The sequence below is a fragment of the Ruegeria sp. CJ2 genome (assembly GCF_056536745.1).
The window spans coordinates 251,541-275,494 of the sequence record NZ_JBQFQF010000002.1 but is presented as its reverse complement, the minus strand read 5'-3'; the positions used below and the strand labels follow the sequence as shown (position 1 = coordinate 275,494).

Annotated in this window: 28 protein-coding genes; 13 read left to right on the top strand and 15 right to left on the bottom strand. The window is 58.2% G+C overall.

What is annotated here, in order from left to right; all coding sequences use genetic code 11:
• Positions 1 to 32: 32 nt before the first annotated feature.
• The 6 genes from ACR0MS_RS03720 to secG form a co-directional block, all read right to left on the bottom strand.
• On the bottom strand, positions 33 to 785 hold the full coding sequence (locus ACR0MS_RS03720; protein ID WP_480569035.1) for a phosphate/phosphite/phosphonate ABC transporter substrate-binding protein: 753 nt from the start codon (positions 783 to 785) through the stop codon (positions 33 to 35).
• Positions 782 to 1,219, bottom strand: coding sequence for a tellurite resistance TerB family protein (locus ACR0MS_RS03715; protein WP_480569038.1), 438 nt, complete (start codon positions 1,217 to 1,219; stop codon positions 782 to 784). The genes ACR0MS_RS03720 and ACR0MS_RS03715 overlap by 4 nt, the downstream gene beginning before the upstream one ends.
• 21 nt (positions 1,220 to 1,240) lie before the next feature.
• On the bottom strand, positions 1,241 to 1,690 hold the full coding sequence (locus ACR0MS_RS03710) for a tellurite resistance TerB family protein (protein WP_480569762.1): 450 nt from the start codon (positions 1,688 to 1,690) through the stop codon (positions 1,241 to 1,243).
• Between the two features lie 111 nt (positions 1,691 to 1,801).
• The gene (locus tag ACR0MS_RS03705; RefSeq protein WP_480569041.1) at positions 1,802 to 2,569 is read right to left on the bottom strand and encodes an isocitrate lyase/PEP mutase family protein; all 768 of its coding nucleotides are present in this window, start codon (positions 2,567 to 2,569) and stop codon (positions 1,802 to 1,804) included.
• A gap of 103 nt (positions 2,570 to 2,672) precedes the next feature.
• Positions 2,673 to 4,316, bottom strand: coding sequence for a CTP synthase (locus tag ACR0MS_RS03700; RefSeq protein ID WP_480569043.1), 1,644 nt, complete (start codon positions 4,314 to 4,316; stop codon positions 2,673 to 2,675).
• 160 nt (positions 4,317 to 4,476) lie between these two features.
• Positions 4,477 to 4,842 (bottom strand): preprotein translocase subunit SecG, encoded by a 366-nt coding sequence (secG, locus tag ACR0MS_RS03695; RefSeq protein WP_480569765.1) that lies wholly within the window; start codon positions 4,840 to 4,842, stop codon positions 4,477 to 4,479.
• A gap of 150 nt (positions 4,843 to 4,992) precedes the next feature.
• Between secG and nthA the strand changes: the two genes are divergently transcribed.
• The 5 genes from nthA (at position 4,993) to ACR0MS_RS03670 (ending at position 8,364) form a co-directional block, all read left to right on the top strand.
• The gene (gene nthA / locus ACR0MS_RS03690; RefSeq protein ID WP_480569768.1) at positions 4,993 to 5,607 is read left to right on the top strand and encodes a nitrile hydratase subunit alpha; all 615 of its coding nucleotides are present in this window, start codon (positions 4,993 to 4,995) and stop codon (positions 5,605 to 5,607) included.
• Positions 5,604 to 6,281, top strand: coding sequence for a nitrile hydratase subunit beta (gene nthB, locus ACR0MS_RS03685; RefSeq protein WP_480569045.1), 678 nt, complete (start codon positions 5,604 to 5,606; stop codon positions 6,279 to 6,281). Before nthA ends, nthB begins: the two co-directional genes overlap by 4 nt.
• On the top strand, positions 6,278 to 6,613 hold the full coding sequence (locus tag ACR0MS_RS03680) for a nitrile hydratase accessory protein (protein WP_480569048.1): 336 nt from the start codon (positions 6,278 to 6,280) through the stop codon (positions 6,611 to 6,613). The genes nthB and ACR0MS_RS03680 overlap by 4 nt, the downstream gene beginning before the upstream one ends.
• A 213-nt stretch (positions 6,614 to 6,826) precedes the next feature.
• Positions 6,827 to 8,122, top strand: a complete 1,296-nt coding sequence (locus ACR0MS_RS03675; RefSeq protein ID WP_480569051.1) for an adenylosuccinate synthase — start codon at positions 6,827 to 6,829, stop codon at positions 8,120 to 8,122.
• Entirely contained in the window at positions 8,122 to 8,364 is a 243-nt protein-coding gene (locus ACR0MS_RS03670; RefSeq protein WP_480569054.1) for a DUF2842 domain-containing protein, read from the top strand. Before ACR0MS_RS03675 ends, ACR0MS_RS03670 begins: the two co-directional genes overlap by 1 nt.
• Positions 8,365 to 8,372: 8 nt before the next feature.
• Here the strand turns inward: ACR0MS_RS03670 and ACR0MS_RS03665 are convergent, their stop codons facing one another.
• Entirely contained in the window at positions 8,373 to 8,936 is a 564-nt protein-coding gene (locus tag ACR0MS_RS03665; RefSeq protein WP_480569057.1) for an N-acetyltransferase family protein, read from the bottom strand.
• Here ACR0MS_RS03665 and ACR0MS_RS03660 point away from each other — a divergent pair.
• On the top strand, positions 8,935 to 9,057 hold the full coding sequence (locus tag ACR0MS_RS03660; protein ID WP_480569060.1) for a hypothetical protein: 123 nt from the start codon (positions 8,935 to 8,937) through the stop codon (positions 9,055 to 9,057). The two genes, ACR0MS_RS03665 and ACR0MS_RS03660, sit on opposite strands and share 2 nt — an antisense overlap.
• A gap of 60 nt (positions 9,058 to 9,117) precedes the next feature.
• Here ACR0MS_RS03660 and ACR0MS_RS03655 read toward each other — a convergent pair whose 3' ends face one another.
• Complete coding sequence (locus ACR0MS_RS03655) at positions 9,118 to 10,782, bottom strand: hypothetical protein (protein ID WP_480569063.1); 1,665 nt, start codon at positions 10,780 to 10,782, stop codon at positions 9,118 to 9,120.
• A 144-nt stretch (positions 10,783 to 10,926) separates the two neighbouring features.
• On the opposite strand from ACR0MS_RS03655, the gene ACR0MS_RS03650 reads away from it, so the two are divergent.
• Positions 10,927 to 11,613: a thiamine diphosphokinase gene (locus tag ACR0MS_RS03650; RefSeq protein WP_480569065.1), complete on the top strand. Its 687-nt coding sequence runs from the start codon at positions 10,927 to 10,929 to the stop codon at positions 11,611 to 11,613.
• On the opposite strand, the gene ACR0MS_RS03645 is transcribed toward ACR0MS_RS03650, so the two are convergent.
• From ACR0MS_RS03645 to ACR0MS_RS03630, 4 genes are read right to left on the bottom strand one after another with little or no spacing between them, the layout of a single operon-like run.
• Positions 11,558 to 12,472, bottom strand: coding sequence for a DMT family transporter (locus ACR0MS_RS03645; protein ID WP_480569068.1), 915 nt, complete (start codon positions 12,470 to 12,472; stop codon positions 11,558 to 11,560). The genes ACR0MS_RS03650 and ACR0MS_RS03645 overlap by 56 nt on opposite strands.
• Before the next feature lie 10 nt (positions 12,473 to 12,482).
• A complete protein-coding gene (locus ACR0MS_RS03640; protein ID WP_480569070.1) occupies positions 12,483 to 12,911 on the bottom strand; it encodes a GFA family protein in 429 nt (142 codons plus the stop codon).
• 22 nt (positions 12,912 to 12,933) lie between these two features.
• Complete coding sequence (locus ACR0MS_RS03635) at positions 12,934 to 14,307, bottom strand: L-serine ammonia-lyase (RefSeq protein WP_480569073.1); 1,374 nt, start codon at positions 14,305 to 14,307, stop codon at positions 12,934 to 12,936.
• Position 14,308: 1 nt separating this feature from the next.
• Positions 14,309 to 15,010: a glutathione S-transferase family protein gene (locus ACR0MS_RS03630; protein WP_480569076.1), complete on the bottom strand. Its 702-nt coding sequence runs from the start codon at positions 15,008 to 15,010 to the stop codon at positions 14,309 to 14,311.
• A gap of 167 nt (positions 15,011 to 15,177) precedes the next feature.
• Between ACR0MS_RS03630 and rpiA the strand changes: the two genes are divergently transcribed.
• From rpiA to ACR0MS_RS03600, 6 genes are all read left to right on the top strand, one after another.
• A complete protein-coding gene (rpiA, locus tag ACR0MS_RS03625) occupies positions 15,178 to 15,963 on the top strand; it encodes a ribose-5-phosphate isomerase RpiA (RefSeq protein ID WP_480569079.1) in 786 nt (261 codons plus the stop codon).
• A gap of 134 nt (positions 15,964 to 16,097) precedes the next feature.
• Positions 16,098 to 17,456 (top strand): glutathione-disulfide reductase, encoded by a 1,359-nt coding sequence (gor, locus tag ACR0MS_RS03620; RefSeq protein ID WP_480569082.1) that lies wholly within the window; start codon positions 16,098 to 16,100, stop codon positions 17,454 to 17,456.
• A gap of 72 nt (positions 17,457 to 17,528) precedes the next feature.
• Positions 17,529 to 18,674, top strand: coding sequence for an FtsH protease activity modulator HflK (gene hflK, locus ACR0MS_RS03615; protein ID WP_480569085.1), 1,146 nt, complete (start codon positions 17,529 to 17,531; stop codon positions 18,672 to 18,674).
• Positions 18,674 to 19,552 (top strand): protease modulator HflC, encoded by an 879-nt coding sequence (gene hflC / locus ACR0MS_RS03610; protein ID WP_480569088.1) that lies wholly within the window; start codon positions 18,674 to 18,676, stop codon positions 19,550 to 19,552. Before hflK ends, hflC begins: the two co-directional genes overlap by 1 nt.
• Positions 19,552 to 19,746: a DUF2065 domain-containing protein gene (locus ACR0MS_RS03605; protein ID WP_480569091.1), complete on the top strand. Its 195-nt coding sequence runs from the start codon at positions 19,552 to 19,554 to the stop codon at positions 19,744 to 19,746. The genes hflC and ACR0MS_RS03605 overlap by 1 nt, the downstream gene beginning before the upstream one ends.
• Positions 19,747 to 19,877: 131 nt before the next feature.
• Entirely contained in the window at positions 19,878 to 21,368 is a 1,491-nt protein-coding gene (locus ACR0MS_RS03600; RefSeq protein ID WP_480569094.1) for a Do family serine endopeptidase, read from the top strand.
• A gap of 214 nt (positions 21,369 to 21,582) precedes the next feature.
• On the opposite strand, the gene ACR0MS_RS03595 is transcribed toward ACR0MS_RS03600, so the two are convergent.
• From ACR0MS_RS03595 to ACR0MS_RS03585, 3 genes are all read right to left on the bottom strand, one after another.
• Positions 21,583 to 22,251, bottom strand: a complete 669-nt coding sequence (locus ACR0MS_RS03595; RefSeq protein ID WP_480569097.1) for a Crp/Fnr family transcriptional regulator — start codon at positions 22,249 to 22,251, stop codon at positions 21,583 to 21,585.
• Between the two features lie 138 nt (positions 22,252 to 22,389).
• On the bottom strand, positions 22,390 to 22,995 hold the full coding sequence (locus ACR0MS_RS03590) for an inner membrane-spanning protein YciB (RefSeq protein ID WP_480569100.1): 606 nt from the start codon (positions 22,993 to 22,995) through the stop codon (positions 22,390 to 22,392).
• Positions 22,996 to 23,011: 16 nt separating this feature from the next.
• Positions 23,012 to 23,914, bottom strand: a complete 903-nt coding sequence (locus tag ACR0MS_RS03585) for an EamA family transporter (RefSeq protein ID WP_480569103.1) — start codon at positions 23,912 to 23,914, stop codon at positions 23,012 to 23,014.
• Between the last annotated feature and the right edge of the window lie 40 nt (positions 23,915 to 23,954).

Sequence of the window (23,954 nt, the reverse complement as noted above, 5' to 3'; positions counted from 1 at the left end):
GTCAAAATGACCAGACGTTCTGGCCAAATCGGTCAGGGATTGAGCAACTCAGCAGCCGCCTGCGGTGGATTGGGAACAGCCAGATAATCTTTTGCGGCGAAGGGGATCAGGTCCCGCAGAAGAAGAAGGTCCCTATCCTGATCGGAAAGTCCCGCAATTGCCCTACGCGTTGCCTTTGCGATTGCGACTGCATCTTGCCCGATGGACGTGATGAAGGGCAGGGCAGGTGTCGGGGACGTTTCTTCGACCGTGCGCAGAGCAGACCCCAAGTCGGTGTGTTTCTTCAACAGCGCCCAGGTGACGGCATCCAGACAGGCATAGTCGGCACGACCATCCGCAACCGCTTGGGCCGAATGCGCGTGACCGCCAGTCCTAAGCAATTCAGACGGAAACAGGTCGTCTTTGGCAAGATGGACCATAGGAGCGGCCCATCCGGACTGCGAAAGCGCCTCGTTATACGCAAATGTTCCGTCTGCAAGCTGACCCAAACCGCGAGGGTCATCCTGCCGCGCAACAAAGACCGAACGGTAGTACCCCGAAGGGCATCCCGGCAGCCCGTAATCGGGTGTTCCGACAAGTTGCACCTTGCCGTGCAATCGCGTGCGGTAGGGCATCCCGCATGTCTGGGCAAACAGAAGGTCGGGATTCAGCCAGATATTCCAGACATCTTCATCCCGCGTCAGCCGGTCAGGACCGAAGCCAAGGTTTTCGCGAATCAAAAGCCAGAACCGATCATTCGCGGATCGAACTGCGGGCATGTCATACATGCCCAAAGCAGCGATCACGCCTTGGCTGCCTTTTGACGCGCCAGGGCCGAGTCGACATCGCTGACCCCCAGCAGGCTGACCACCAGTCGCAAGAGGGAATCTTCCTCTCCCGTGCGGTGCCCGTCGGCCAGAGCAACCGACCACAGCGCCTGAACCACGGCAAGCCGGTCTTCATATTGAACGGCTTCCTTGATCGCGCGTGTAAAGCGGACAGTGTCCGGGGCTTCGGCCTCAAGATCTTCGGCACGGGCGCGCAGGGCGGCGGCTTCAAACGGGGACAGACCATAGCGTTCGGCGGAAATACGGTCGATCCGCGCCATCTCGCTGTCGGCATAGTCGTTATCTGACCGTGCAATGCGGACCAAAAGGGCGGTCAACGCCAATCGCGCATCGTCATCGGCAAGCGGGTCGGGCTGAGGCTGCGTAAGCCGGGACAGGAAATCACTGAACATGTCGAAAGATATAGAGGCCGGCTAGGTTTCTTCCAAGCGCCTTTGCACGCGGCCACGCGCAGCTTGGCTGTCATTGAAGCTTAGGCCCATTGCGATACGGGCCTCTTCAACGATTTTCATCTCACCCTCGTCGGAATTGCCGTCAGCCAGAACAACCTCCCACAGGGCGTCCAGCGCAGCCAGTCGCTCGTGCAGGTCGGTGGTTTCGCGGATCAGTTTGCCGAACGTGTCCGTTTCAGGGGCCGCCGCGTGCAGTTTTTCACAAGTTGCGCGAACCTTTGCGGCCTCAATCGCGTTGTGTTGATACAGACGGGCAAGAATCCGATCAATCAGGCTGATTTCTTCCAGCTTATAGTCGCGATCAGCCTGCGCAACGCGCACCATCAGCGCCCCCAACGCCAATTCAGCGTCTGGGTCGGGCAGGTTCGCATGCTGTGGTGGGCGAAACGCCTGAAAGAACTTCTTCAACATGATTTTAGAATATTCCATATTTTGTAGCCCGCCAAGCACGGACTACATGTCATGGACTGGAATCGTCAAATCTCCGCCGTTTGCGGTTCAGCAGGCCAAAGGCCCGGCTATTTAGTTCAAAGCTTTAGTCGCCTGTTCCTGCAGCCACCCCAACATCTGCCTGTATGGAACGGGGCCATAGCTGATACGCGCCACACCCAGCGCCGCCAAGGTCGCGGTATCCGGCGTTCCGGGCAGGGCGATGATGTTTACAGGCAGGTCCGTCGATTCGCATAACCGCGCAATAAGTGCCTCATCTTTCAGTCCCGGCGCAAAAAAGCCGCTGGCGCCAGCATCAGCATAGGCTTTGGCGCGTGCGATTGCGTCGTCCAGCATGTCATCGTTATGTGTGTCGGGCTTGGCCTTGAGGAAAAGGTCCGTGCGCGCGTTGATAAAGGCGGGAATTCCGGCGGCATCACAGCCCTCTCGCATTGCCCGAACCCGCGCTTCCTGAGTTTCGATGTCATAGAGGTCGCTTGTACCGACAATCTGATCCTCGAAGTTGAAGCCGATCACGCCGGTTTCCAGCGCACGTTCAACATTTGCGGCCACGCCCAACACATCCGATGCATAAGCACCTTCGAAATCCAGCGTCACGGGAAGATCGACGGCGGCCACAATGCGGCGGGCATTGTCCAGCGCGGCCTCCATAGGAATGTTCTCGCCATCCCCGAACCCCTGCGCCATCGCGACCGGAGCGCTGCCCGTGGCAATCGCCTTGGCCCCGGCATCGCGCACGGCACCGGCGCTGCCAGCATCCCAAATGTTATACAGGATAACCGGGTCGCCCTTTTTGTGCAGGGCGGCAAAGGTCTCTGCGCGTTTGATCTGATCTGTCATGGCCGGTCTCCTGTCGCTGTTGACACGACAGTTAAAGGCGCAAACGGCCGATGCGTACAGATTTTTTCGCACCGGCTGTCACAAGGCAGTGATCCTGCGAATGTCAGACCAGACGAGAGGTGTCCTTGGCCGCACGTACAAACTCGCGGAACAAAGGATGCGGATCGAACGGCTTGGACTTCAGTTCGGGGTGATACTGAACACCGATGAACCACGGATGGTCCGACCATTCGACAATTTCCGGCAGACGTCCGTCAGGGGACATGCCCGAGAACTTGAGCCCGGCCTTTTCCAACTGCTCACGGTACTTGATGTCGACCTCATAGCGGTGGCGATGGCGCTCTTCGATATTGGTGCCACCGTAAACTTCGGCCACTTTCGAGCCTTCGGCCAGAACCGCATCATAGGCGCCCAGACGCATGGTGCCGCCTTTGTCGTCACCGACTTTGCGTTCCACCTTGTGATTGCCCTGAACCCATTCCTTCAGGTGATAAACCACGGGCTCAAAGCGCTTTTTGCCAGCTTCGTGGTCGAATTCTTCGGACCCGGCCTCTTTGATACCAGCCGCGTTTCGGGCTGCCTCGATTACAGCCATTTGCATGCCAAGACAGATACCCAGATAGGGGACCTTGTGCTCGCGCGCGTATTGCGCGGCCTTGATCTTGCCTTCGGTGCCACGCTCGCCAAACCCACCGGGGACAAGGATGGCGTGGAAACCTTCCAGATGCGGTGCGGCGTCTTCGGTATCGAACACCTCGGCGTCAACCCATTCGACCTTGACCTTGACGCGGTTGGCCATGCCACCATGGGTCAGAGCCTCGGCGATCGACTTATAGGCGTCTTCCAACTGAGTGTATTTTCCGACGATGGCGACCTTCACCTCGCCCTCGGCGTTGTGGATACGGTCGCTGACGTCTTCCCATTTCGCCAGATCGGGTTTTGGGGCAGGGCTGATCTGGAACGCGTCCAGAACCGCCTGATCCAGGCCTTCTTTGTGATACGCCAGCGGCGCGTCATAGATCGTGCTCAGGTCCTGTGCCGCGATCACACTGTCGGGGCGCACGTTACAGAACAGGGCCAGCTTTTCACGTTCTTTCTTGGGGATTGGACCTTCCGAGCGGCAGACCAGAATGTCAGGGGCCAAACCGATTGAGCGCAGCTCTTTCACCGAGTGCTGGGTCGGCTTGGTCTTCAACTCGCCCGAGGCTTTGATGTAGGGCAGCAGCGTCAGATGCATGAACAGGCACTGGCCACGCGGCTTGTCCTGACTGAACTGGCGGATGGCCTCGAAAAAGGGCAGGCCTTCGATATCGCCCACGGTGCCGCCGATTTCGCACAGCATGAAATCAACTTCATCCTCACCAATGGCGATGAAATCCTTGATCTCATTGGTGACGTGCGGGATCACCTGAATGGTCTTGCCAAGGTAGTCTCCTCGGCGCTCTTTTTCCAACACGTTGGAATAGATCCGCCCCGAACTGACCGAGTCGGTCTTGCGTGCCGCGACCCCGGTGAACCGCTCATAGTGGCCAAGGTCCAGATCGGTTTCGGCCCCGTCATCGGTGACGAACACCTCACCATGTTCAAACGGCGACATGGTGCCGGGATCGACGTTCAGATAGGGGTCCAGCTTGCGCAGGCGAACCGAGTAGCCCCGCGCCTGCAACAAAGCGCCCAAAGCCGCCGAAGCCAGTCCTTTGCCCAAGGACGAAACCACACCACCAGTGATGAAAATAAAACGCGCCATAGTTTTTCGGCTGCTCCCGTGAGACGTCAAAATCAGCTGCCCGACGGTTCCGAAAAACCGTTGCATCACGGGACTTCACGTATAAAGGATTCGCGCCAATAGCGCAAGAGAACCGCAAGATGCTGTTGCAGTTCTCTGTCAGGTTTCTAGGTTTTGTGGATCAGTTGGCCTGCGGGATCAGCGGCGCGTTGTCGCCCTGTGTCGGAGGCAGCAGATCATCCGCCGACGGAACCGCCGGTGTGCTTTCTTCGGTTGCAGCCGGGGCAGGAACGCCCAACCGGTCGATAACCGAGCTGCCCGAGGATTTCTGAGCCGCCAGAATCGTCAGCGTGATCGACGTGACGATAAAGCACGCCGCCAGAATCCATGTGACCTTACCCAACGCAGTTGCAGCAGCGCGGCCGCTTACGGCACCGCCACCGCCGCCACCCATGCCAAGGCCACCGCCTTCGGACCGCTGCATCAGGACGACGGCGATCAGGCCCAGAGCCAGAAGAAGATGGATGATGAGAACGACGTTTTCCATGGTGGTCCTGTACAGCGTGGCGTGTATCGCGTGGTACTTATGCAAGTTTGGTTCCGGGGGCAAGTCACGAGTTTCCATCACGGTCGATGATGTGTCTCATCACGGCAAAGGGACTGGACAGATCGGCGGATGGTGACGCAACCTGCGGCCATGCCACATGACGATCACGACAACCCGCACGCCCTTTTGCCACCCGAACCTGCCTTGCGGGTGAAGGCGCTCGAGACGATTCTGACTCGTAAGGGACTGATTGATCCCGCCGCACTGGATGAGATCATCGACACCTACCAGAACAAGATAGGTCCTCAGAACGGTGCGCGGGTTGTCGCAAAGGCGTGGACGGACCCGGAATTCAAACGCGCTTTGCTTGAGGATGCGACCCCGGTTGTTGCCGATCTTGGGTTCTATGGGCGGCAGGGCGAACATATCGTGGTGGTCGAGAATACGCCCGCCCAACATAATATGGTGGTCTGTACCTTGTGCAGTTGTTACCCTTGGCCGCTGCTCGGTATTCCGCCGAGCTGGTACAAGTCCGACGCATACCGCGCGCGTGCTGTGCGAGAGCCGCGTAAGGTACTGGCCGAGTTTGGCGTCACTCTACGCTCCGAAACCGCCGTTCGCGTTTGGGATTCGACCGCCGAGATCCGCTATCTGGTTCTTCCAATGCGGCCCAAGGACACCGCATCGCTGGACGAAGACGCGCTCACCGCCTTGGTAACACGCGATAGCATGATCGGCACAGGATTGCCCAAGGTGCCGTCATGACACGGGTTCACGACATGGGCGGACGGTTCGGCGATGGTCCGGTAACCCCTGATACGGAAGACGCGCCGGTCTTTTCACACGATTGGCATGGGCGCGCGTTGGCTGTAACTCTGGCGGCTGGCTTTCTGGGCCAGTGGAACATCGACATTTCACGCCATGCGCGCGAGCGTTTGTCGCCGAAGGACTACACGCGGTTTTCCTATTACGAAAAATGGATATCTGCCTTGGCTGACTTGCTGGTAGAGCAGGGTGTTCTGACATTGGCCGACTTGAAGGGAGCGGAACAAGAAGGGCCGCATCCTCTGGCGTCGAGGGCGCTCAGAGCCGAAGCCGTCAGTGCGGCGTTGTCCAAAGGTGGTCCTGCGGACCGACCTTCAAATGTGCCTGTTCGATACAAACCCGGCCAGAGCGTTCGAACGGTTCACCCCGCCTCCAATCGTTTGGCGGTTGGAGGTCACACGCGATTGCCAGCTTACGCAGCCGGTGCGGAGGGGCGGGTTTTGCGGGTTCATGGTACGCATGTATTGCCGGACTCAAATGCGCATGGGCTTGGCGAAGCGCCCGAGGCACTCTACGCCGTAGCTTTCGCGGCATCGGAACTCTGGGCGGCACCCGAGAATCCCAAAGACGAGGTCGTCTTGGACCTCTGGCAAAGTTATCTGGAGCCATCATGAACGATTGCATCACGCATACCGCCCCTGAGCCGGTATTTGCTGAGCCATGGCACGCTCAGGTCTTTGCGGTGACGGTTGCGCTGAACGAAACGGGGCGATTCGATTGGCCGGAATGGGCGACACGATTTTCTGCCACGTTGAAGCGTCACGGTCTGAAGAAAGAGCTGGATGGTGGCGAGGACTATTTCCGCGCCTGGCTTGAGACATTAGAAGCTCTTCTGGAAGACGGTGGCGAAACCAGCGCAGGTGATATCGACGATGTTTCGATTGCGTGGGAAGAAGCGTATCTGACGACCCCTCACGGAAGCCCTGTTAAATTGAGCGCCGATTAGGGGGCTCTGCCCCCGCCGCGCGTTCCGCGCGCCTGCCCCGGGATATTTATAGCCAGATGAAGCAGGGGATCCGGTCTTCATCTGGCCCAAAATATCCCCGCCGGAGGCACCGCGCGCAGCGCGGTTCTGATCTGCGGCGAATTACCGGTTTCCCTGCCGCTTTGACCTCGTTATACGAGCCGAGTTTGATATCTCAGCGCAAAAGGACCAGATATGGCCAATGTGGTTGTTGTCGGCGCCCAGTGGGGTGACGAAGGAAAAGGCAAGATCGTCGACTGGCTCAGTGAGCGGGCAGATGTCATCGCGCGTTTTCAGGGCGGGCATAATGCCGGGCACACGCTGGTCATTGATGGAGAAGTTTACAAGCTGAACGCGCTGCCTTCAGGGGTGGTGCGAGGCGGCAAGTTAAGCGTGATCGGCAACGGTGTTGTTCTGGATCCTTGGCACTTGGTGAACGAAATTGCCTCGATCCGCAAACAGGGGGTCGAGATCACCCCGGAAACATTGATGATTGCCGAAAACACGCCGTTGATCCTGCCCATCCATGGTGAGCTGGACCGAGCGCGGGAAGAAGCGGCAAGCAAGGGTACCAAGATCGGTACCACAGGGCGCGGCATTGGTCCGGCTTATGAGGATAAGGTGGGGCGCCGCTCGGTGCGCGTTGCTGATCTAGCTGATGAGGCGACGCTTGAGGCACGGGTTGATCGGGCGCTGCAACATCATGATCCATTGCGAAAAGGTCTGGGAATCGAAGCAGTGGATCGTGACGCGCTGATCGCTCAGTTGAAAGAGATTGCCTCGGAAATCCTACCTTTCGCGGCTCCGGTCTGGAAAGTGCTGAATGAAAAGCGCAAGGCGGGGAAACGCATTCTGTTTGAAGGGGCGCAGGGGGCTCTGCTGGATATTGATTTTGGCACTTATCCTTTCGTGACGTCTTCGAACGTGATCGCAGGGCAGGCCGCAACGGGCGTGGGCATTGGGCCGGGGTCGGTGGATTTTGTTCTGGGTATTGTCAAAGCCTATACCACCCGAGTCGGAGAAGGGCCTTTCCCGACCGAGCTGGATGACGAGGACGGCCACCGTTTGGGCACTCGGGGCCATGAATTCGGCACAGTGACAGGCCGCAAACGGCGCTGCGGTTGGTTCGATGCCTGCCTTGTTCGGCAGACCTGTGCCACCAGCGGAGTGAATGGTATCTCGTTGACCAAGCTGGACGTGCTGGATGGGTTTGAGACGCTGAAAATCTGTGTGGGCTATGATCTGGATGGTGAGCGTCTGGATTATCTGCCCACCGCAGCGGATCAGCAGGCCCGCTGCAAACCGATTTATGAAGAAATGCCGGGGTGGAGCGAATCCACCGAAGGTGCGCGCAGTTGGGCAGACCTGCCGGCAAACGCCATCAAATACGTGCGCCGGGTAGAAGAACTGATCGAATGCCCGGTTGCCCTGTTGTCGACAAGCCCGGAGCGGGACGACACCATTCTGGTGACCGACCCGTTTGCAGACTGATGGGAACCGATCAGAAACCCGGTCTAAGCTACAAGGCGCGCCGGCGCTGGTCGATGGTGCTGCTTTTGATCGGTTTGCCTGCCTATATCGTGGCGGTGGTGACGATCGTGAATTGGCTCGACCGTCCGCCGATCTGGTTGGAATTGCTGGTCTATATCGTGCTTGGCGTGTTGTGGGCCCTGCCGTTTAAGTTCGTGTTCAAAGGCGTCGGTAAAGAAGATCCGGATCAGCCATCGGAATAGGCGAGGTTTCACCGCCTGCTTCCAGTCTCTGGCAAAGGCCAAGTCAGGATTGCACGCGCCAAGGCGTGATATTCGCCAGAGAGTTCTTCGGCCAGGCTGAACGGGCTTGGCCATGGTGTGGTCAGGGTGGCCTCGACCTGTCCGGTGACCAGTATCAGGTCAGCTTTGTGTTTGGCCGCCAGACGGCGCATTTTCTGGTTCGTCGCCAGGCACAGCATGTGAACCTCGCGAATGCCCCGGTTTCGGGCGGCAGCGATGATCCGAGAGAGCAGGGCGTCGCCGATTCCGCGGTCTTGCCATGAAGATTCGACCGTCATCGCAACTTCTGCCAGATAGTTGTGGCTATCGGGTACCGTCCGAAGCTCTCCTACTCCGCGCAGGCAGGAATCCGGGAAAGCCCCGAAAACAAGGGCGGCATTGTCAAAAATCCCGTCCAGATACTCTTGCACGAATTCCGGTCTGACCGGGACGCCAAACCGTGAGGTCAGAGCGTCTTCGCTTAAGTTTTTGTAATGGCTTTCTATTTTCGGTTTATCGTATATTCGAAGGCGCCGAATTGGGAGTTCATACATGGCACGACTCCTGCTTGAACGAATTGTGGAACATCAAATTATGCAGCGTTATATTACCATTTTTCTGCATCGCAGCAAAAAGGACGTTTCGTCACAATCCGGCGCTGGGGCATTAGATTGAAATGGCAAAAGAAAAGGCCGGTGCGTTGCACCGGCCCCTTAATTCTTTGGCTGTTTAAGGTCAGCCAGCGGCGCGTTCGTCATCCGGACGAAAGCCAATCTGGTTTGACGCGGCAAATCGTCCGCCGCCTGCCTTTTCGATCTTTCCGTCACGCAGCAGCTGACCGAAGGAGCGCAGGCTTTCTTCGCGGTTGAACTCGTCTTGCTTGAGCGAGCGGATTTTGTTCATCAACTGCGGGCGCGAGAATTGCTCCTGTCCTTCGATGAAAGACAGGTAAGCGGCGGCAGCCTCCAGCAGATCGGGCAGGGATTGCGCGCCTTGCTCTTGCGCGAAGGATGCAAACCCACCTTCGTCGCTTGCCGGGTCTTCATCCCCGGACGTTACACGGCGCGGCATGACAGGCCCGGTATCTTCGTCCTGAGTGTCAATGCGCTGCTCAGCCACCAGCTTCAACGGCGCCAACGTATCCGACTGCGGGCGCGGGCTGGTCACTTGAACTTCAGGGCGGCGAGGGCTGACGACCGAGGAAGTCAGATTGCGATATTCTTCTTCCTCATCGTCCGTCTCGGACTGATTTTTGCGTTCTGCTTCGGTTGCAGCTACAGCCGCGCGGAGGTGAGAATAGGTCTCGCGCTGTGTGTTCGCCGGATCGTCCATCTGAACACCGGCTTTGTCCATGAGGCGCGTCAAGTCCTGATCTGAAGCAGCTGAATCGGCCTCGGGCTCGTTCGCACGTTTGGCAAGAAACGCTTCAACCTCCGAGATTTCGCTAAGAAGGTTTTCTTCGTCCGCAGCGCTTAGAACACCTTCTTCGACGATGGTTTCTTCAACTTCGAATGCGTCATCATCCGCGGCACCGTCGCTGAGGATATTGAGGATCTCTTCGTCTGTGTCCTGTTCATCATCCGAAAGCTGAACCTCAGTTTCGGCAATCTCTTCCTCGATCGCGTCCTCGGTGGGCAACACCGGGGTTTCTTCCAGATCTTCGACGGCTTCAATCACCGCTTCAATCGACGGATCGTATTCTTCGTCGGCCTCGTCCAGTTCAGCAACCGGTTCAACGGCTTCGGTTGTGGGCAACAGGTCGTCTTCGGCAAACGGCGCGGTGTCTTCTGCTTCGAACGGCGATGGGTCGGCTTGGGCGACCTCTTCTGCCGGGGCGTCCTCCTGCAGGTCTGCTTCACTCAGCGAACCGGCTTCGAAGGCAGCAGCGACGGCATCCGAGGGACCAGCGGCCTCTCTCATAAGCGTCGTTTCCTCGTCCTCGGCGTAGATGACCGAGTTTTCGTCAGTATGGGATACGACGGCACGGATACGCTGCAGCTTAGCGGCAATGCTGTCAGCGGCTGGGGCAGAAGCGTCTTCAACCTCTTCCGCATCATCAAAGAAAACAGAATGGGCCTGCTCTGTCTCTGCGGCGCTGGGCGTTTGTTCTACCGGCGCTACTGGTTCAGACGGCGCAGCCGCAACCTCGGTCGCGCGCAACAGCAAACCGCTTTCGTTCTGGCGGGCTTCCACGTGCGTGGATGCGTCACGCTGCGCGATGCGGGCCAACATCTCGGCGTCGGGTTGAGGCGGTTCTGACCCAAAGTAGCGGTCTTCCGCAGCAAGGTCGCGAAAATACTCTGCGATGGCCTTCATCGTCTCGAAGGAATCGTCAAAGCCTTCCAAAGTGCATGAGAAGGTTCCGTAGGAAACGGTTAAAACCTTGTTATTCTGTACCATCAGACGCACGTCCTTTACAAACTACCTGAACCAACCTGCCCAGGTCCGGGCACCCCTATTGGTTCGAAACTTTGCTTATAAACCTATCATTTTGTGGTCTGAATGTGTCCAAATCCGGGAAAAATGATCAATCTTAGAAAAAATATGCCAATTGTGCGCTCTGACGAGCCAATTACGCTGGTCGGTGGCGGGCAAATTGGCCCCCGTGATCTGGAAACCGCGCTGATTCGCGCTGGCAAGATCGTGGCCGCTGACGGCGGTGCCATACCGGTGCTCGAGGCCGGACATATCCCCGAGGCCGTGATCGGCGATTTCGATTCGTTGGAAGCATCCCATAAAGCGCAGATTCCATCCGACCGTCTGTTTCCAATTCGTGAACAAGACAGCACGGACTTTGACAAGGCGGTACGCAACATCGACGCGCCGCTGATTCTGGGGGTCGGGTTTCTTGGCGGGCGGCTGGATCACCAATTGGCGGTGCTTAACGGTTTGGTCAGACGACAGGAACGGCCCTGTTTCCTGCTGGGGGAACATGAGGTCGTTTTTCACGCACCACCAGATATCCGGCTTGAACTTGCGCCGGGTGACGTCGTCTCATTGTTTCCATTTCAGCGGGTAACCGGGCAGAGCACGGGGTTGGAATGGCCAATCGACACGCTGGTGTTGGAGCCTGACGGACTGGTTGGGACATCGAACCGGGCAGTGTCTGAGGTTACGCTTTCGATGGATACGCCGGGGTTGCTGGTGATGGTTCCCCGGACGGCCTTGGATGCGGTTATGCAGGCGTTTCAGTCGGGGCAGACCGGGCGCTGGCCCGCTCGAGCAGAATGACATACAGGCCCGCCAGGACAGTAATCATAATTCCTATCGCTGCTATGCCGTCGGGCAGGTCCGAAAAGATCAGCCAACCGAACAGGGTGGCCATCGGGATCTCAAGGTACTGCATCGGGGCCAGCGTCGCCGAAGGCGCATAGCGCAGCGACCATGTCATGAACAGATGAGCGACGGTTCCAAGCAGGCCTATCGCTAATAACAGGATGTGGTTTCCTTCGGCTGGGCCGACCAGCGAAAGGTGCCAAACCTCTGTCGCAGTCCCGGCGATCAGAAGGGGCAGCATCAGTGCAGTGGCCATCGCGCCGGAAACAGCTTGAAGGGCAATCGGATCGGTTTCCTTTGCTATTTGTCGCGTGACGAGCATGAACAAGGCAAAGACAACGGCGACAACAAGGGGCAAAAGGGCTGCGGCTCCGACCTGAATGAAGCTCGGCTGGATAACCATCAGGGTCCCGACGAACCCGACAATGCAGGCCACAAGCCGCCTCAGGCCGACCTCTTCCCCCAATACGTACCGGCCCAGCAACAGCATAATGAAGGGCATGACAAAGGCGATAGCCACCGCGTCGGCCAATGGGAGATATTGCAGGGCACTGAACATCGCACTGATGCCGATGATGTGCAAAACCGTTCGAATAACCGTCAGGCGCAGAATGCGCCCTCTCATCCGCCAGTGTCGTCCCGTCAAAGCAACCAGAGGGATCAGGACCAGTGCTTGCACCGCGAAGCGGACGAAGACCAGCATCGCAACAGGCGTCGTCTCACCCAATAGCTTGGCCATCGCGTCGCCCAAGGGGGCGAGCACGCAAAACCCAAGCATCAAGATGATGCCAAAGACGGGGCGATCCTGAGTCATGTCCGCGACGCTACGGGGAACGGGGGGCCTCGGGCAAGGGCTGTACTTGGGTATAGTCCGGCCCAATGCAGACCGGAAGATCGTCATTCAGTCTGAGCCATTCCAGCTTTTCTTCGTGCGCTACATGCAGCGTCGGCTGCACTGCATTGGGATTGTCCAGCGTCGCGAGGTATAGATGCAGGATGTCGGACATGGCCTGAGATCGAAACGAGATCGGAGTGCCGCAATCGGGGCAGAAACTGCGTTCAACACCGGGCGAAGACGAAAAGGTCTTTGGGTCCTTGCCTGTCCAGCGCCACTGACCGTCGCGGATCCCGAAGTAAGCCGTCATAGGCGCGGCGCATTGGCGTCGGCAACTGTCGCAGTGGCAGGTCACGCAGGACAGGACCGGGGGGTCGACTTCAAAGGTTATCGAACCACATAGGCAATGTCCGCGCATGACGCTCCTCCGATTTTGGGGATCAGCAGTTGGGCACGTTCACGGCCAAACCACCCAAAGATGTTTCTTTGTACTTTTCATGCATATCATGCCCGGTTTGGCGCATGGTTTCGATGACGGCGTCCAGCGGGACAAAGTGGTGACCATCCCCGCGCAGTGCCAAAGACGCCGCCGATACCGCCTTGATTGCGCCCAGCCCGTTGCGTTCGATACAGGGAACCTGAACCAGCCCCGCGACCGGGTCGCAGGTCATGCCCAAGTGGTGCTCCAACGCGATTTCCGCCGCGTTTTCCACTTGCTCAGGCGTGCCACCCATTACGGCGCACAGCCCTGCCGCAGCCATTGCCGAGGCGCTGCCGACCTCGGCCTGACACCCAGCTTCGGCACCCGAGATCGACGCGTTATACTTCACCAACCCGCCAATAGCAGCGGCGGTCAGCAAAAAGTCCTCGATATGGGTTTCAGACGCACCCGGCACGTGATCGAGGTAATAGCGCAGGACCGCAGGCAACACACCGGCGGCGCCATTGGTAGGGGCCGTGACAACCTGACCACCGGCGGCATTTTCCTCGTTTACGGCCATGGCGTAAACGCTCATCCAATCGTTGATCGTGTGCGGGGCATTCAGGTTCATCCCGCGTTCAGCCTGAAGCGCGTCGTGGATACCCTTGGCGCGGCGGCGCACGCTCAGTCCGCCGGGCAGGATTCCATCGGTGTGCAGGCCGCGCTCGATACAGTCATTCATGACCTGCCACAATCTGGCGGACCCTTTGGCGAAACTGTCGGCACACCCGCGCGCGATCTCGTTGGCGCGCTTCATCTCGGCGATGCTTTTACCGCTGGCCTTGGCCATGTCCAGCATTTCGACCGCTGATTTGAACGGGAAGGGGACGGGGGCACCTTCGTCGGTGGCTTTGCCTTCGGCCAACTCTTCTTCGGTCAGGACAAATCCGCCCCCAATCGAATAGTAGACCTGCCGCAGGATTACGTCGCCCTGCGCGTCCGTGGCCATCAGGATCATTCCATTGGCGTGGCCGGGCAGGTTGTGATCGTAGTCAAAGACCAAATCCGCCTTGGGATCGAAATGCAGCGTCGGCAATCCTTCCGGGGTTACGCTGTGGGTCTCTTTGATAGCCAGCAGCGCGGCTTCGGCTTTTTCATGGTCATAAGTATCGGGAACAAACCCTGCCAGCCCCAGTATCGTCGCGCGGTCAGTCGCATGCCCAACACCGGTAAAAGCCAGAGAGCCGTGCAGCGACCCGCGCAGACCTGCAAATTCGAACGGGGAGGCGCGCATCAGGTCCAGAAAACGTGCAGCGGCCACCATCGGCCCCATTGTATGAGACGAGGACGGGCCGATGCCCACTTTGAACATATCGAAGACAGATAGGAACATATCAGGTAGCAGAGCCTTCTGGAGGGTTAGCATAAGTCGGAGACGTAAACGGTGTAACCCCCAACCCTTCGGCTTTGATGGCCGCGCGGGTCGCAGGGCGGGTTTCCAGATGCATAAGCACGTCGCGCAGGCGCGGTGTATCATGCAATTGGTACCAACTTCGGTCGGACTGCGCCGGGTAGAGAGCCATCCAGCGCATCTGACAAGCAAGGTAATACGTTAGAACCGAGGGTTTCTCGGGGTGCAGCCAATCAGGGGCTTGCTCTGCTGTGGCTTCCAGAACCTGAAGGTGCTGGCGCAATCTCTGGCGAATTCCTGCGCGCAAAGGATCTGCCTGCGCTGCCTCGATGTATTTTTCGGCATAGAAAAGGATGCGCAGGTCAGCGTGCAGAGTGTTCGATGCAAAGAACAGCCACTTCAGGAACGCAGCCCGGTCGGGGCTATTCGGCGTCGGGGCAAGTTGCGAATGGGTGTCGGCCAGCCAAAGCAAAATCGCGGCCGTTTCAAAAATCGGGCCCTGAGGGGTTTCGAGCACTGGAATCAGGCCGTTGGGATTCAGCGCACGATAGGCCGCACCGTCCTGTGCATTCTGACTGCGATCGACCAGAGCCGTATCGTAGGGTAGGCCCATCTCTTCCATCGCCAGCCGGATCACCAGCGAGGCGTTGTCGGGGGCATAGTGCAGACGGTAGCGCGCGTTCATAACGCCTGTGTACACCGCGGGGGGACAGGCAAAACCCTCGATTGCGACGTTTCCAATCGGAAACGCGTAGTTTTGCGCCTTGCAAGCTTTGTGAAATATTTTATTCGCTCTCGCAGTTGCCGTGGGCATTCCGTATAAGTCCGGCAGCAAAATAAGGATTTACGGCGATGATCGGAGAGTTGTCACCCATCGACAAAGCCAAATATGTTGCCGCGCGCCGCGCTGCCGACATGGTGCAGGACGGCATGCGCGTCGGGCTGGGAACCGGGTCGACTGCGGACTGGATGGTGCGTCGGCTGGGTGAACGGGTGCAGCAAGAGGGCCTTAAGATCAAGGGCGTGCCAACCTCGACCCGCACGGCGCAATTGGCGCGCGAGGTTGGGATTGACGTCGCTTCTCTGGATCAGGCTGGATGGCTGGATATAACCATTGATGGCGCGGATGAGTTTGACGGTGAACTGAACCTCATCAAAGGCGGTGGTGGTGCGCTGTTGCAGGAAAAGATCGTCGCCACAGCCAGCGATCAGATGGTCGTGATCGCAGATGCCGGCAAAGAGGTTGAAACGCTGGGCGCGTTTCCCCTTCCGATCGAAGTCATTCCATTTGGCTGGCAAACCACGCGCACATTGATCGAGGAAGTGCTGGATACGATGGATGTGTTGGGCACCTCGACTGCACTGCGGATGCTTGGCCAGGCGCCCTATGTCACCGATGAGGGGAACCACATTCTGGATCTGCACCTGCAGCGCATTGGGAATGCGCGTCAGTTGGCCTTGGTTCTAAACCAGGTCCCCGGCGTGGTCGAGAACGGGTTGTTCGTGGATATCTGTGACAAGGTTGTGATCGGCTACGGGGATGGCCGGGTCGAGCTGCGCGATATCAACGAAGGGACAACCGAAATGGATCACCCCACAGAAGGCGGTGAAAACCTGTTCGCCGATCTTGCGGATTAACACGGTGGGCAAAGCTGAACTTCGCGCGATTGCAACGAATTCAGTGAACTTTCTGAAACATCAAGGGTTGGCAGTTTGGTAATCGACCCCAGATACTCAACGAATTTTGGCTAGAAAGAACAAGGGAACTCAGGATGAGCTTTGACTATGATCTGTTTGTCATCGGCGGAGGCTCGGGCGGGGTCCGCGCGGCGCGTGTTGCAGCCGGGGAAACCGGGGCAAAAGTCGCACTTGCAGAAGAAGACCGCTATGGCGGTACATGTGTCATCCGGGGATGCGTGCCCAAAAAACTGATGGTGTTTGCCAGTGAATTCTCTGGCATGGTTGATGACGCGCAGGCCTATGGCTGGGATATCCAGCCCGGTGCGTTCAACTGGAACACCTTTCACGACAAGCTGGTCGCTGAACTTGATCGACTCGAAGGTATTTACCGCAATATCCTGAAGAACAATGGCGTCGAAAGCTTTGACCAGCGCGCTCATGTTGTTGACCCGCATACCGTTGAATTGGCGGACGGAACCCGCAAGACCGCCAAGCATATCCTGATCGCCACTGGCGGTCGCCCGGTTGTGCCGGAGTTTCCGGGGTCGGACCTGGCGATCACGTCGAACGAGATTTTCCATCTGGAGAAACTGCCCGAAAGCATTCTGATTGTCGGCGGCGGCTATATTGCCAGCGAATTCGCCGGGATCATGAACGGGTTGGGCGTGAAGACCACTCAGTTCTACCGGGGCGCGCAAATCCTGCGGGGCTTTGATGAAGAAGCCCGTGGTCTGATCTGCGAAGAGATGCGCCAGAATGGTATAGATGTCCGCTTGGGCACCAATGTGCTTGAGATGACCAAAGAGGGCGAACAGATCCGCGTGAAAGCCACCGACGGCACCGAGGACCGGTTCGACGTGGTCATGTACGCAACAGGCCGTGCCCCCAATGCCGACGATCTTGGTCTCGAGGCGCTGGGCGTTGCACGCGGTCGCAAGGGCGAAATCGTTGTTGACGAATACAGCCAGACCGCTGTGCCTTCGATCTATGCCATTGGGGATGTGACCGACCGGGTGAACCTGACGCCGGTTGCGATTCGCGAAGGTATGGCTTTTGTCGAAACGGTCTTCAAAGGCAACCCGACCCCGGTAGATCACGAGCTGATCCCAACGGCGATCTTCACACAACCCGAAATGGGAACCGTCGGCCTAAGTGAAGAAGAGGCCGCCGCCCAGGAACCGATCGAGGTTTATGCCACGTCGTTCAAACCCATGCAGAAGGCTTTTGCAGGTGGAACGCAGCGGGTTTTGATGAAGCTGATCGTCAGTCAGGAAACCCGTAAGGTGCTGGGATGTCATATCGTGGCACCGGGCGCGGGCGAGATGATCCAGCTTGCCGGTATCGCCGTTAAAATGGGCGCCACCAAAGAGGATTTCGACCGCACCGTCGCCGTTCACCCGGTCATGGCAGAAGAGCTGGTGACAATGCGGCAACCTGTACGCACTGCTTGATTTGCAACTGCGCGCACACAAGTTACAAGGGAACCCGTGATCACACGGTCCAACACAAGGGAATATATACATATGGCGGGCAACAGCGGCGGCCCCTGGGGGGGCGGAGGCTCTTCTGGTGGCGGAGGAAATCGGGGTAACAACGGGAACGGGCAACGCCCGCCCGAAGGCGACGGCCCGCAGATCCCCGAGATCGACGAGTTGATGAAAAAAGGTCAGGAACAACTGCGTGTCCTTATGGGCGGACGTGGCGGCTCTGGCCGTGGCGGAAACGGTAAAGGCTCGGGCGGCGGCGGTCCCATCTTTACCAAGGGAACCGTTCTGATCGGTCTTGTGGTTGGTGCAGTCCTGTGGGGCGCGGCAAGTTTCTATACCGTCAAACCGGAAGAACAGTCGGTTGAACTGTTTTTGGGTGAGTTTTCGGCCGTCGGTAATCCGGGTCTGAACTTTGCGCCTTGGCCCTTTGTTACGGCTGAGGTTATTCCGGTAACGCGCGAACAAACCGAAGATATGGGCGGTACGCGCGGCAGCGATGATGGCCTGATGTTGACCGGTGACGAAAACGTGGTCGACATCGACTATCAGGTTGTTTGGAACATCAGCGACCCCGCCAGGTTCCTCTTTAACCTGCGTGACCCACGCCAGACGATCCGCGCCGTGTCGGAATCGGCCATGCGTGAGATTATTGCGCAAAGCGAGCTGGCGCCGATCCTGAACCGGGACCGTGGTGTCATTGCCGAACGCCTGCAGGAACTGATTCAAACAACGATGGACAGCTACGATTCGGGCGTGAACATCATCCGCGTCAACTTTGACAAGGCCGACCCGCCGCAGGACGTGATCGCCGCCTTCCGTGACGTTCAGGCCGCCGCGCAGGAACGTGACCGTCTGCAGAACGTGGCCGACGCCTATGCCAACCGCGTTCTCGCGGAAGCACGTGGTGAAGCCGCGCAGGTTCTGGAAGAGGCCGAAGCCTACCGCGCGCAGCAGATCAACAGCGCGCAGGGTGAAGCCAGCCGCTTTAGCGCGGTTCTTGAGGAATATTCCAAAGCTCCGGACGTGACGCGCAAGCGTCTGTATCTGGAACGGATGGAACAGGTGCTTGGCGACGTGGACAAGATCATTCTGGACGAAAACTCGACCGGTCAGGGGCAGGGCGTCGTGCCTTACCTGCCGCTCAACGAGTTGCGCCGCAATCAGGCTGAGGAGAGCAACTGATGCGTAAATCACCCCTTATCCTCATTGCCTTGGTGATCATTGGCGTGGTCGGTCTGTCTTCGATTTTTATCGTGGACGAACGTGAACGCGCGCTGGTCCTTCAATTTGGTCGCGTGGTCGCCGTCAAAGAAGAACCCGGACTGGCTTTCAAAATTCCGTTGATTCAGGACGTCGTCCGCTATGACGACCGCATCCTTTCGATCGACGTGCAGCCGCTTGAGGTTACGCCCTTGGATGACCGTCGTCTGGTGGTCGATGCCTTTGCTCGCTACCGGATTTCCGATCTGGAGCAGTTCCGTCAGGCCGTTGGTGTCGGCGGCATTCCGGTGGCCGAAGATCGTCTGGACCGTATCCTGCGCGCCGAAACGCGTGAGGTTCTGGGTTCGGTCTCGTCCCGCGACATCCTGAGCTCGGACCGTGCCGCGCTGATGCTGCGTATCCGCAACAGTGCGATTGCCGAAGCCCGTGCGCTGGGCGTCAACGTGATCGACGTGCGATTGAAGGCGACCGACCTGCCGCAGGCCAACCTCGAAGCCACCTTCGACCGGATGAAGGCGGAACGTGAGCGTGAGGCGACCGACGAACGCGCCCGTGGTAACGAGGCGGCGCAGCGTGTGCGCGCGCAAGCTGACCGTACCGTGGTCGAGCTGGTTTCGGACGCCAACCGTGAGGCCGAGATCATCCGCGGTGAGGCCGACGCCGAACGCAACGCGATCTTCGCCGAAGCGTTTGGCAAGGACCCCGAGTTCTTTGAGTTCTACCGGTCTCTCTCAGCTTACGAGCGCGCGTTGGGCGGTAGCAACAGCTCGATGGTTCTCAGCCCGGATTCAGAGTTCTTCAACTATCTGAAGTCACCTACAGGGCAGGCATCCCGGTAATGGGTATGATCCTTCTGGCCTTTGGGCTGGTACTGACTGTCGAGGGGCTGGCCTATGCGCTGGCCCCTTCGCTTATTGAACGGATGCTGGAAGCCCTACGATCACTGCCTGAACAGGCTCGACGGCTGGCTGGGCTGCTGTGCGTGGTCAGCGGCTTTATCCTGCTTTGGGGCGCGTATCAGGTCGGGTTTTAGTGCCGTGGTTTCAATTGCAGGTGATTTCCCCGCGATCCTCAGTTGCGGGCCTGATTAAACCGACTACATTGGTTGCCAAGAGGGGGGCGTTCACACGCGATCCCACAGAATTGACGACAAGGAGTACCCAAGTGCAGGCACAAGCGCGCAGTATTTCCGTCCGAGCGGACGACAGTGTTGGTTTTTTGCGGCTGATGTGGCTGGCATTCGCGGGGATGTTGATAATCCTGGCTCAGACATCGGTGGCTTTCGCGCGCGGGGAAAGCCTTGCGCCGTTGGCGGAAAAGATCAGCCCGGCGGTGGTGAACATCACCACCTCGACCCTGATCGAAAATCAGACCGGACCGCAGGGGATCGTTCCCGAAGGCTCACCGTTCGAGGATTTTTTCCGAGAGTTTCAGGATCGCGACAATAATGGCGAGAACGCTCCGCGACGTAGCAACGCTCTGGGCTCGGGATTCGTGATCTCTGAGGACGGCTATATCGTCACCAACAACCACGTGATCGCCGAAGCGGATGAGATTCTGATCGAATTCTTTCCGGGCGACGGGCAGCCCAAGAAGGAATTGCCCGCCAAGGTAATTGGTACAGACGACAAAACCGATATCGCGCTGCTCAAGGTCGAGGCGACAGGGCCGCTGCAATATGTCAAATTTGGCGACAGCGACGTGGCCCGTGTGGGTGACTGGGTGATTGCGATGGGCAACCCCTTGGGGCAGGGATTTTCGGTTTCGGCCGGGATCGTGTCGGCCCGTAACCGCGCGCTGAGTGGATCTTATGACGACTACATCCAGACCGATGCGGCGATTAACCGGGGTAATTCGGGCGGGCCGCTGTTCAACATGGATGGCGAGGTGATCGGTGTGAATACGGCCATCCTGTCACCCAATGGTGGCTCGATCGGGATCGGGTTTTCGATGGCATCGAATGTTGTCGTGAAGGTCGTGGATCAACTGCGTGAGTTTGGCGAAACCCGCCGCGGCTGGTTGGGTGTGCGCATTCAGGACGTGACCGAGGATATGGCCGAAGCCATGGGGCTGGACAAACCTGGGGGCGCATTGATCAGTGACGTGCCGGACGGACCGGCAAAGGACGCCGGATTGCTGGCTGGTGACGTGATCCTCAGTTTCGATGGGGTTGAGGTCGAAGATACGCGCGGCCTTGTTCGTCAGGTTGGCGAAACCACGGTGGGCAAGTCGGTTCGCGTGGTCGTGCACCGGGATGGTGGAACGCAAACCGTTCTGGTGACCTTGGGACGGCGTGAAGACGCAGAGCGGTCCGAGGACGATGAGGAAGAAACGTCAGAAGCACCGGTTGAGGAAAATGCCGACATACTTGGGCTTACGATCTCGCCTTTGACGGATGAGATGCGTACCGACATGGGCTTGGATGAAAACGCCGAAGGGTTGGTTGTAACTCAGGTCGACGAAGCCTCGGAAGCCTATGCCAAGGGTTTGCGTTCGGGTGACCTCATTACCGAGGCCGGCCAGCAAAAGGTGACATCGTTCGAAGATCTGGAAGCACGGATGGACGAAGCGCGAGAGGCCGGGCGAAAATCCCTGCTGCTTTTGGTGCGCCGTGGCGGTGACCCTCGCTTTGTGGCGCTCAGCCTGGAAGAGTGAAAATCGGACCTACCTGAATGAAAGGGCCGGGGCGTTTGCTCCGGCCTTTTTCTGTTCCGCAAAGAAGTGAGCCACACGCCGGGGAAGGCGCGTGGCTCTGATACAGGGAGAGGTCAGTGGACAGATATCGGGGATGATTCTCTGACCTCCTACGGTAACAACTATGAAGATAGTCTTAACGGACGCGGTCGTATGTGAAGCAGGTCACAACGGATCAGATCAAATCGGATTCCGCCAATTCCCGCAGGGCTTCGAAATCATGGATCATCAGGCCGCCGCGTGATGCCTCGACCACATTATCGCGCTTCCAGGTCGAGATCGTTTTGGAGACCGCTTCCCGCGTCGCGCCAACGAACTCAGCCAGTTCGCTTTGCGACAGGGTGATCCGTTTGGCAGGGTCGTCCTGAAGGCCGGACAGGTGCAGCAGCTTACGTGCCAAACGAATGGGCATTGGCAGAAAGACCTGCTCATTCATCTGCGACCCCATCCAGCGCATACGCAATCCCGCAAGGCGGATCAAATCGACCGCAAGATCGGGGTGCTGACGGATTTGGTTCATAACGTCGCTGCGCCGCACGCGTAGAACGCGGGACGGTTCGGCCGCCGCAATCGTGGCGGTGCGCGGTCCGTTGTCGAACAAGGCGATTTCACCGAAGATTTCGCCTGGCTTCATCAGGCTCAACGACAGTTTTCGACCACTCATGGCCAGAAAAGACACTTCCAGCGTGCCTTCACTGAGGGCGTAAAGAGAGTCTCCTTCGTCGCCTTGTTCAAACAGGATCTCACCCTGTTCAAGCGATATTTCCGTCGCCTGAGCAGAAAGCATGGCCCTGAGCCTGTCAGATGCCTCGGCCAGAAAGCCGCTGTTTGGGATGGCCGTCATGTGGATGTGGTGCTCCGGCTGCCAATGGTGAGTGGTCCCACAACTTTCCACAGCTATGACGTTTAGCCAAGGATTTTATGCGATTTCCGAAAGTTGACTATCCGTTGACGCTCCACAGGACTGGTTCGAACACCCTGTTTACTGATGGTCGGGGTCGTCCATATAGCTTTGCAGCATGCTGAACTGAAGCATCAGAAAGACCATCAATGCGATCGGAAACCCGAACGTCTCGATCTTGACCCACAGGTCGGTGGACATGGTGCGCCAGACCAATTCGTTGGCCACGGCGAGAACTGCAAAGCACCCGCACAGGCGACGCGTGAGGATCATCCAGCCCTCGTTTCGCATGGGAAGCATTTCGTCGAGGACATAGGCCAGATAGGATTTCCCCTGCAGCAGCCCAATGCCAAGGATGACTGAAAAGAACCCGTAGACCAGCGTAGTTTTCATCTTGAAGAACCGTTCGTCATTGAACCAGGCTGTCAGGCCCCCAAAGAAAATGACCATGAAGGCGGTGAAGATCTGCATCCGGCTGAGTTTCCCGGTCAGATACCAGAGCACGGCCATTGCAGACAGCATCAGCGGCACGAAGATGATGGTCGCGACGATGAACCCGGAATATTCGGTTCCGGCAAATTCGAAACTGTCATCCCGCAAGCGCAGGTAGATGAAGAAAAAGGCCAGCGGAGGGCCAAGTTCCAGCACCTGCTTTAGAAATGGATTGATTTCTTTCTTGCCTGTCATGTCAGTTTCCTGCTGTTTACCCGCCCATTTCAACTATTACGGCGCCCAATGCAATCAATGCCATCAAAGCGATCCGTCTTGGCCCGACGGTTTCCTTCAGAATCAGCCAGCCGATCAGGGCGGCAAAGACGGTCGAGGTTTCTCGCAGAACGGCCGCCTCGCCAACCTTGTCCAGTCGCGTCGCCAGCATGATAGAGCCAAAGGACAGCGGGGCAGTAATGCCGCCAGCCAGACCGCGCAGCATCAGGGGGCCGATAGCAGGCCGGTTGATCATGGCACGCCATCTCAGGAAGGCGTAGAACGGCAAGGTGGCGCCGTCGATCATGAAGAACCAGGCCAAGAAGGTGAAAGGGTCGGCGGTCGCGCGTATGCCATAAGCGTCATAGGTTGTGTAAAGCGCAACGAACAATCCGGTGGCGATTGCCAGCGTCAGGGCGATCCCGAGCGTTTCGCGGTTGGTTTCGAGAAAGCGGAAGTTATAGGCCGCCAGTCCGAATATCCCGGCCAGCAAAACCGCGACACCCAGCCATTGGACGCCGGTAAAGGTCTCACCGAACAGCAGGTAGGCGCCGATAACGGTGAACAGGGGGCCGGTTCCACGGACGACCGGGTAAACGACCGTATAAGATCCCTTAGTATAGGCCATGGCCTGTAGAATTTTATAGATGATGTGAATCAGCCAAACGACGGCGAAAATGGGCCACATATAGGGTTCTGGCCACGGCACGATAAAAAAGGCAAAAGGCGCGGCCATCAGGCAGTAACACGCGTCGATGGCTCCGCGGGACAGCCAGGGATCGTGCCGGCCCTTCTGTAGCGCTCCGAAGGCCGCGTGCAGGAACGCCGCCATCAAAGCCAGTCCCAGCGCGAGCTGGTGGCCTGCTTCGGTGCCTTCGAGTGAGATCAGCCAGTCGCTCAAGTGTCAGATCTTTGTGTTGGGAGGAGAGGGTGGGGGGCTG

Bases quoted from the DNA above. Each gene is read 5' to 3' on its own strand.
- ACR0MS_RS03665 (WP_480569057.1), bottom strand. From the start codon at position 8,936: ATGTATGAACTCCCAATTCGGCGCCTTCGAATATACGATAAACCGAAA.
- ACR0MS_RS03700 (WP_480569043.1), bottom strand. From the start codon at position 4,316: ATGGCGCGTTTTATTTTCATCACTGGTGGTGTGGTTTCGTCCTTGGGC.
- hflK (WP_480569085.1), top strand. From the start codon at position 17,529: ATGGCGGGCAACAGCGGCGGCCCCTGGGGGGGCGGAGGCTCTTCTGGT.
- ACR0MS_RS03710 (WP_480569762.1), bottom strand. From the start codon at position 1,690: ATGTTGAAGAAGTTCTTTCAGGCGTTTCGCCCACCACAGCATGCGAAC.
- ACR0MS_RS03640 (WP_480569070.1), bottom strand. From the start codon at position 12,911: ATGCGCGGACATTGCCTATGTGGTTCGATAACCTTTGAAGTCGACCCC.
- ACR0MS_RS03670 (WP_480569054.1), top strand. From the start codon at position 8,122: ATGGGAACCGATCAGAAACCCGGTCTAAGCTACAAGGCGCGCCGGCGC.
- hflC (WP_480569088.1), top strand. From the start codon at position 18,674: ATGCGTAAATCACCCCTTATCCTCATTGCCTTGGTGATCATTGGCGTG.
- ACR0MS_RS03595 (WP_480569097.1), bottom strand. From the start codon at position 22,251: ATGACGGCCATCCCAAACAGCGGCTTTCTGGCCGAGGCATCTGACAGG.
- ACR0MS_RS03675 (WP_480569051.1), top strand. From the start codon at position 6,827: ATGGCCAATGTGGTTGTTGTCGGCGCCCAGTGGGGTGACGAAGGAAAA.
- ACR0MS_RS03660 (WP_480569060.1), top strand. From the start codon at position 8,935: ATGGCACGACTCCTGCTTGAACGAATTGTGGAACATCAAATTATGCAG.
- ACR0MS_RS03655 (WP_480569063.1), bottom strand. From the start codon at position 10,782: ATGGTACAGAATAACAAGGTTTTAACCGTTTCCTACGGAACCTTCTCA.
- ACR0MS_RS03705 (WP_480569041.1), bottom strand. From the start codon at position 2,569: ATGACAGATCAGATCAAACGCGCAGAGACCTTTGCCGCCCTGCACAAA.
- ACR0MS_RS03590 (WP_480569100.1), bottom strand. From the start codon at position 22,995: ATGACAGGCAAGAAAGAAATCAATCCATTTCTAAAGCAGGTGCTGGAA.
- secG (WP_480569765.1), bottom strand. From the start codon at position 4,842: ATGGAAAACGTCGTTCTCATCATCCATCTTCTTCTGGCTCTGGGCCTG.
- nthA (WP_480569768.1), top strand. From the start codon at position 4,993: ATGCCACATGACGATCACGACAACCCGCACGCCCTTTTGCCACCCGAA.
- ACR0MS_RS03715 (WP_480569038.1), bottom strand. From the start codon at position 1,219: ATGTTCAGTGATTTCCTGTCCCGGCTTACGCAGCCTCAGCCCGACCCG.
- ACR0MS_RS03645 (WP_480569068.1), bottom strand. From the start codon at position 12,472: ATGACTCAGGATCGCCCCGTCTTTGGCATCATCTTGATGCTTGGGTTT.
- ACR0MS_RS03635 (WP_480569073.1), bottom strand. From the start codon at position 14,307: ATGTTCCTATCTGTCTTCGATATGTTCAAAGTGGGCATCGGCCCGTCC.
- nthB (WP_480569045.1), top strand. From the start codon at position 5,604: ATGACACGGGTTCACGACATGGGCGGACGGTTCGGCGATGGTCCGGTA.
- ACR0MS_RS03630 (WP_480569076.1), bottom strand. From the start codon at position 15,010: ATGAACGCGCGCTACCGTCTGCACTATGCCCCCGACAACGCCTCGCTG.
- gor (WP_480569082.1), top strand. From the start codon at position 16,098: ATGAGCTTTGACTATGATCTGTTTGTCATCGGCGGAGGCTCGGGCGGG.
- ACR0MS_RS03605 (WP_480569091.1), top strand. From the start codon at position 19,552: ATGGGTATGATCCTTCTGGCCTTTGGGCTGGTACTGACTGTCGAGGGG.
- ACR0MS_RS03650 (WP_480569065.1), top strand. From the start codon at position 10,927: ATGCCAATTGTGCGCTCTGACGAGCCAATTACGCTGGTCGGTGGCGGG.
- ACR0MS_RS03680 (WP_480569048.1), top strand. From the start codon at position 6,278: ATGAACGATTGCATCACGCATACCGCCCCTGAGCCGGTATTTGCTGAG.
- rpiA (WP_480569079.1), top strand. From the start codon at position 15,178: ATGATCGGAGAGTTGTCACCCATCGACAAAGCCAAATATGTTGCCGCG.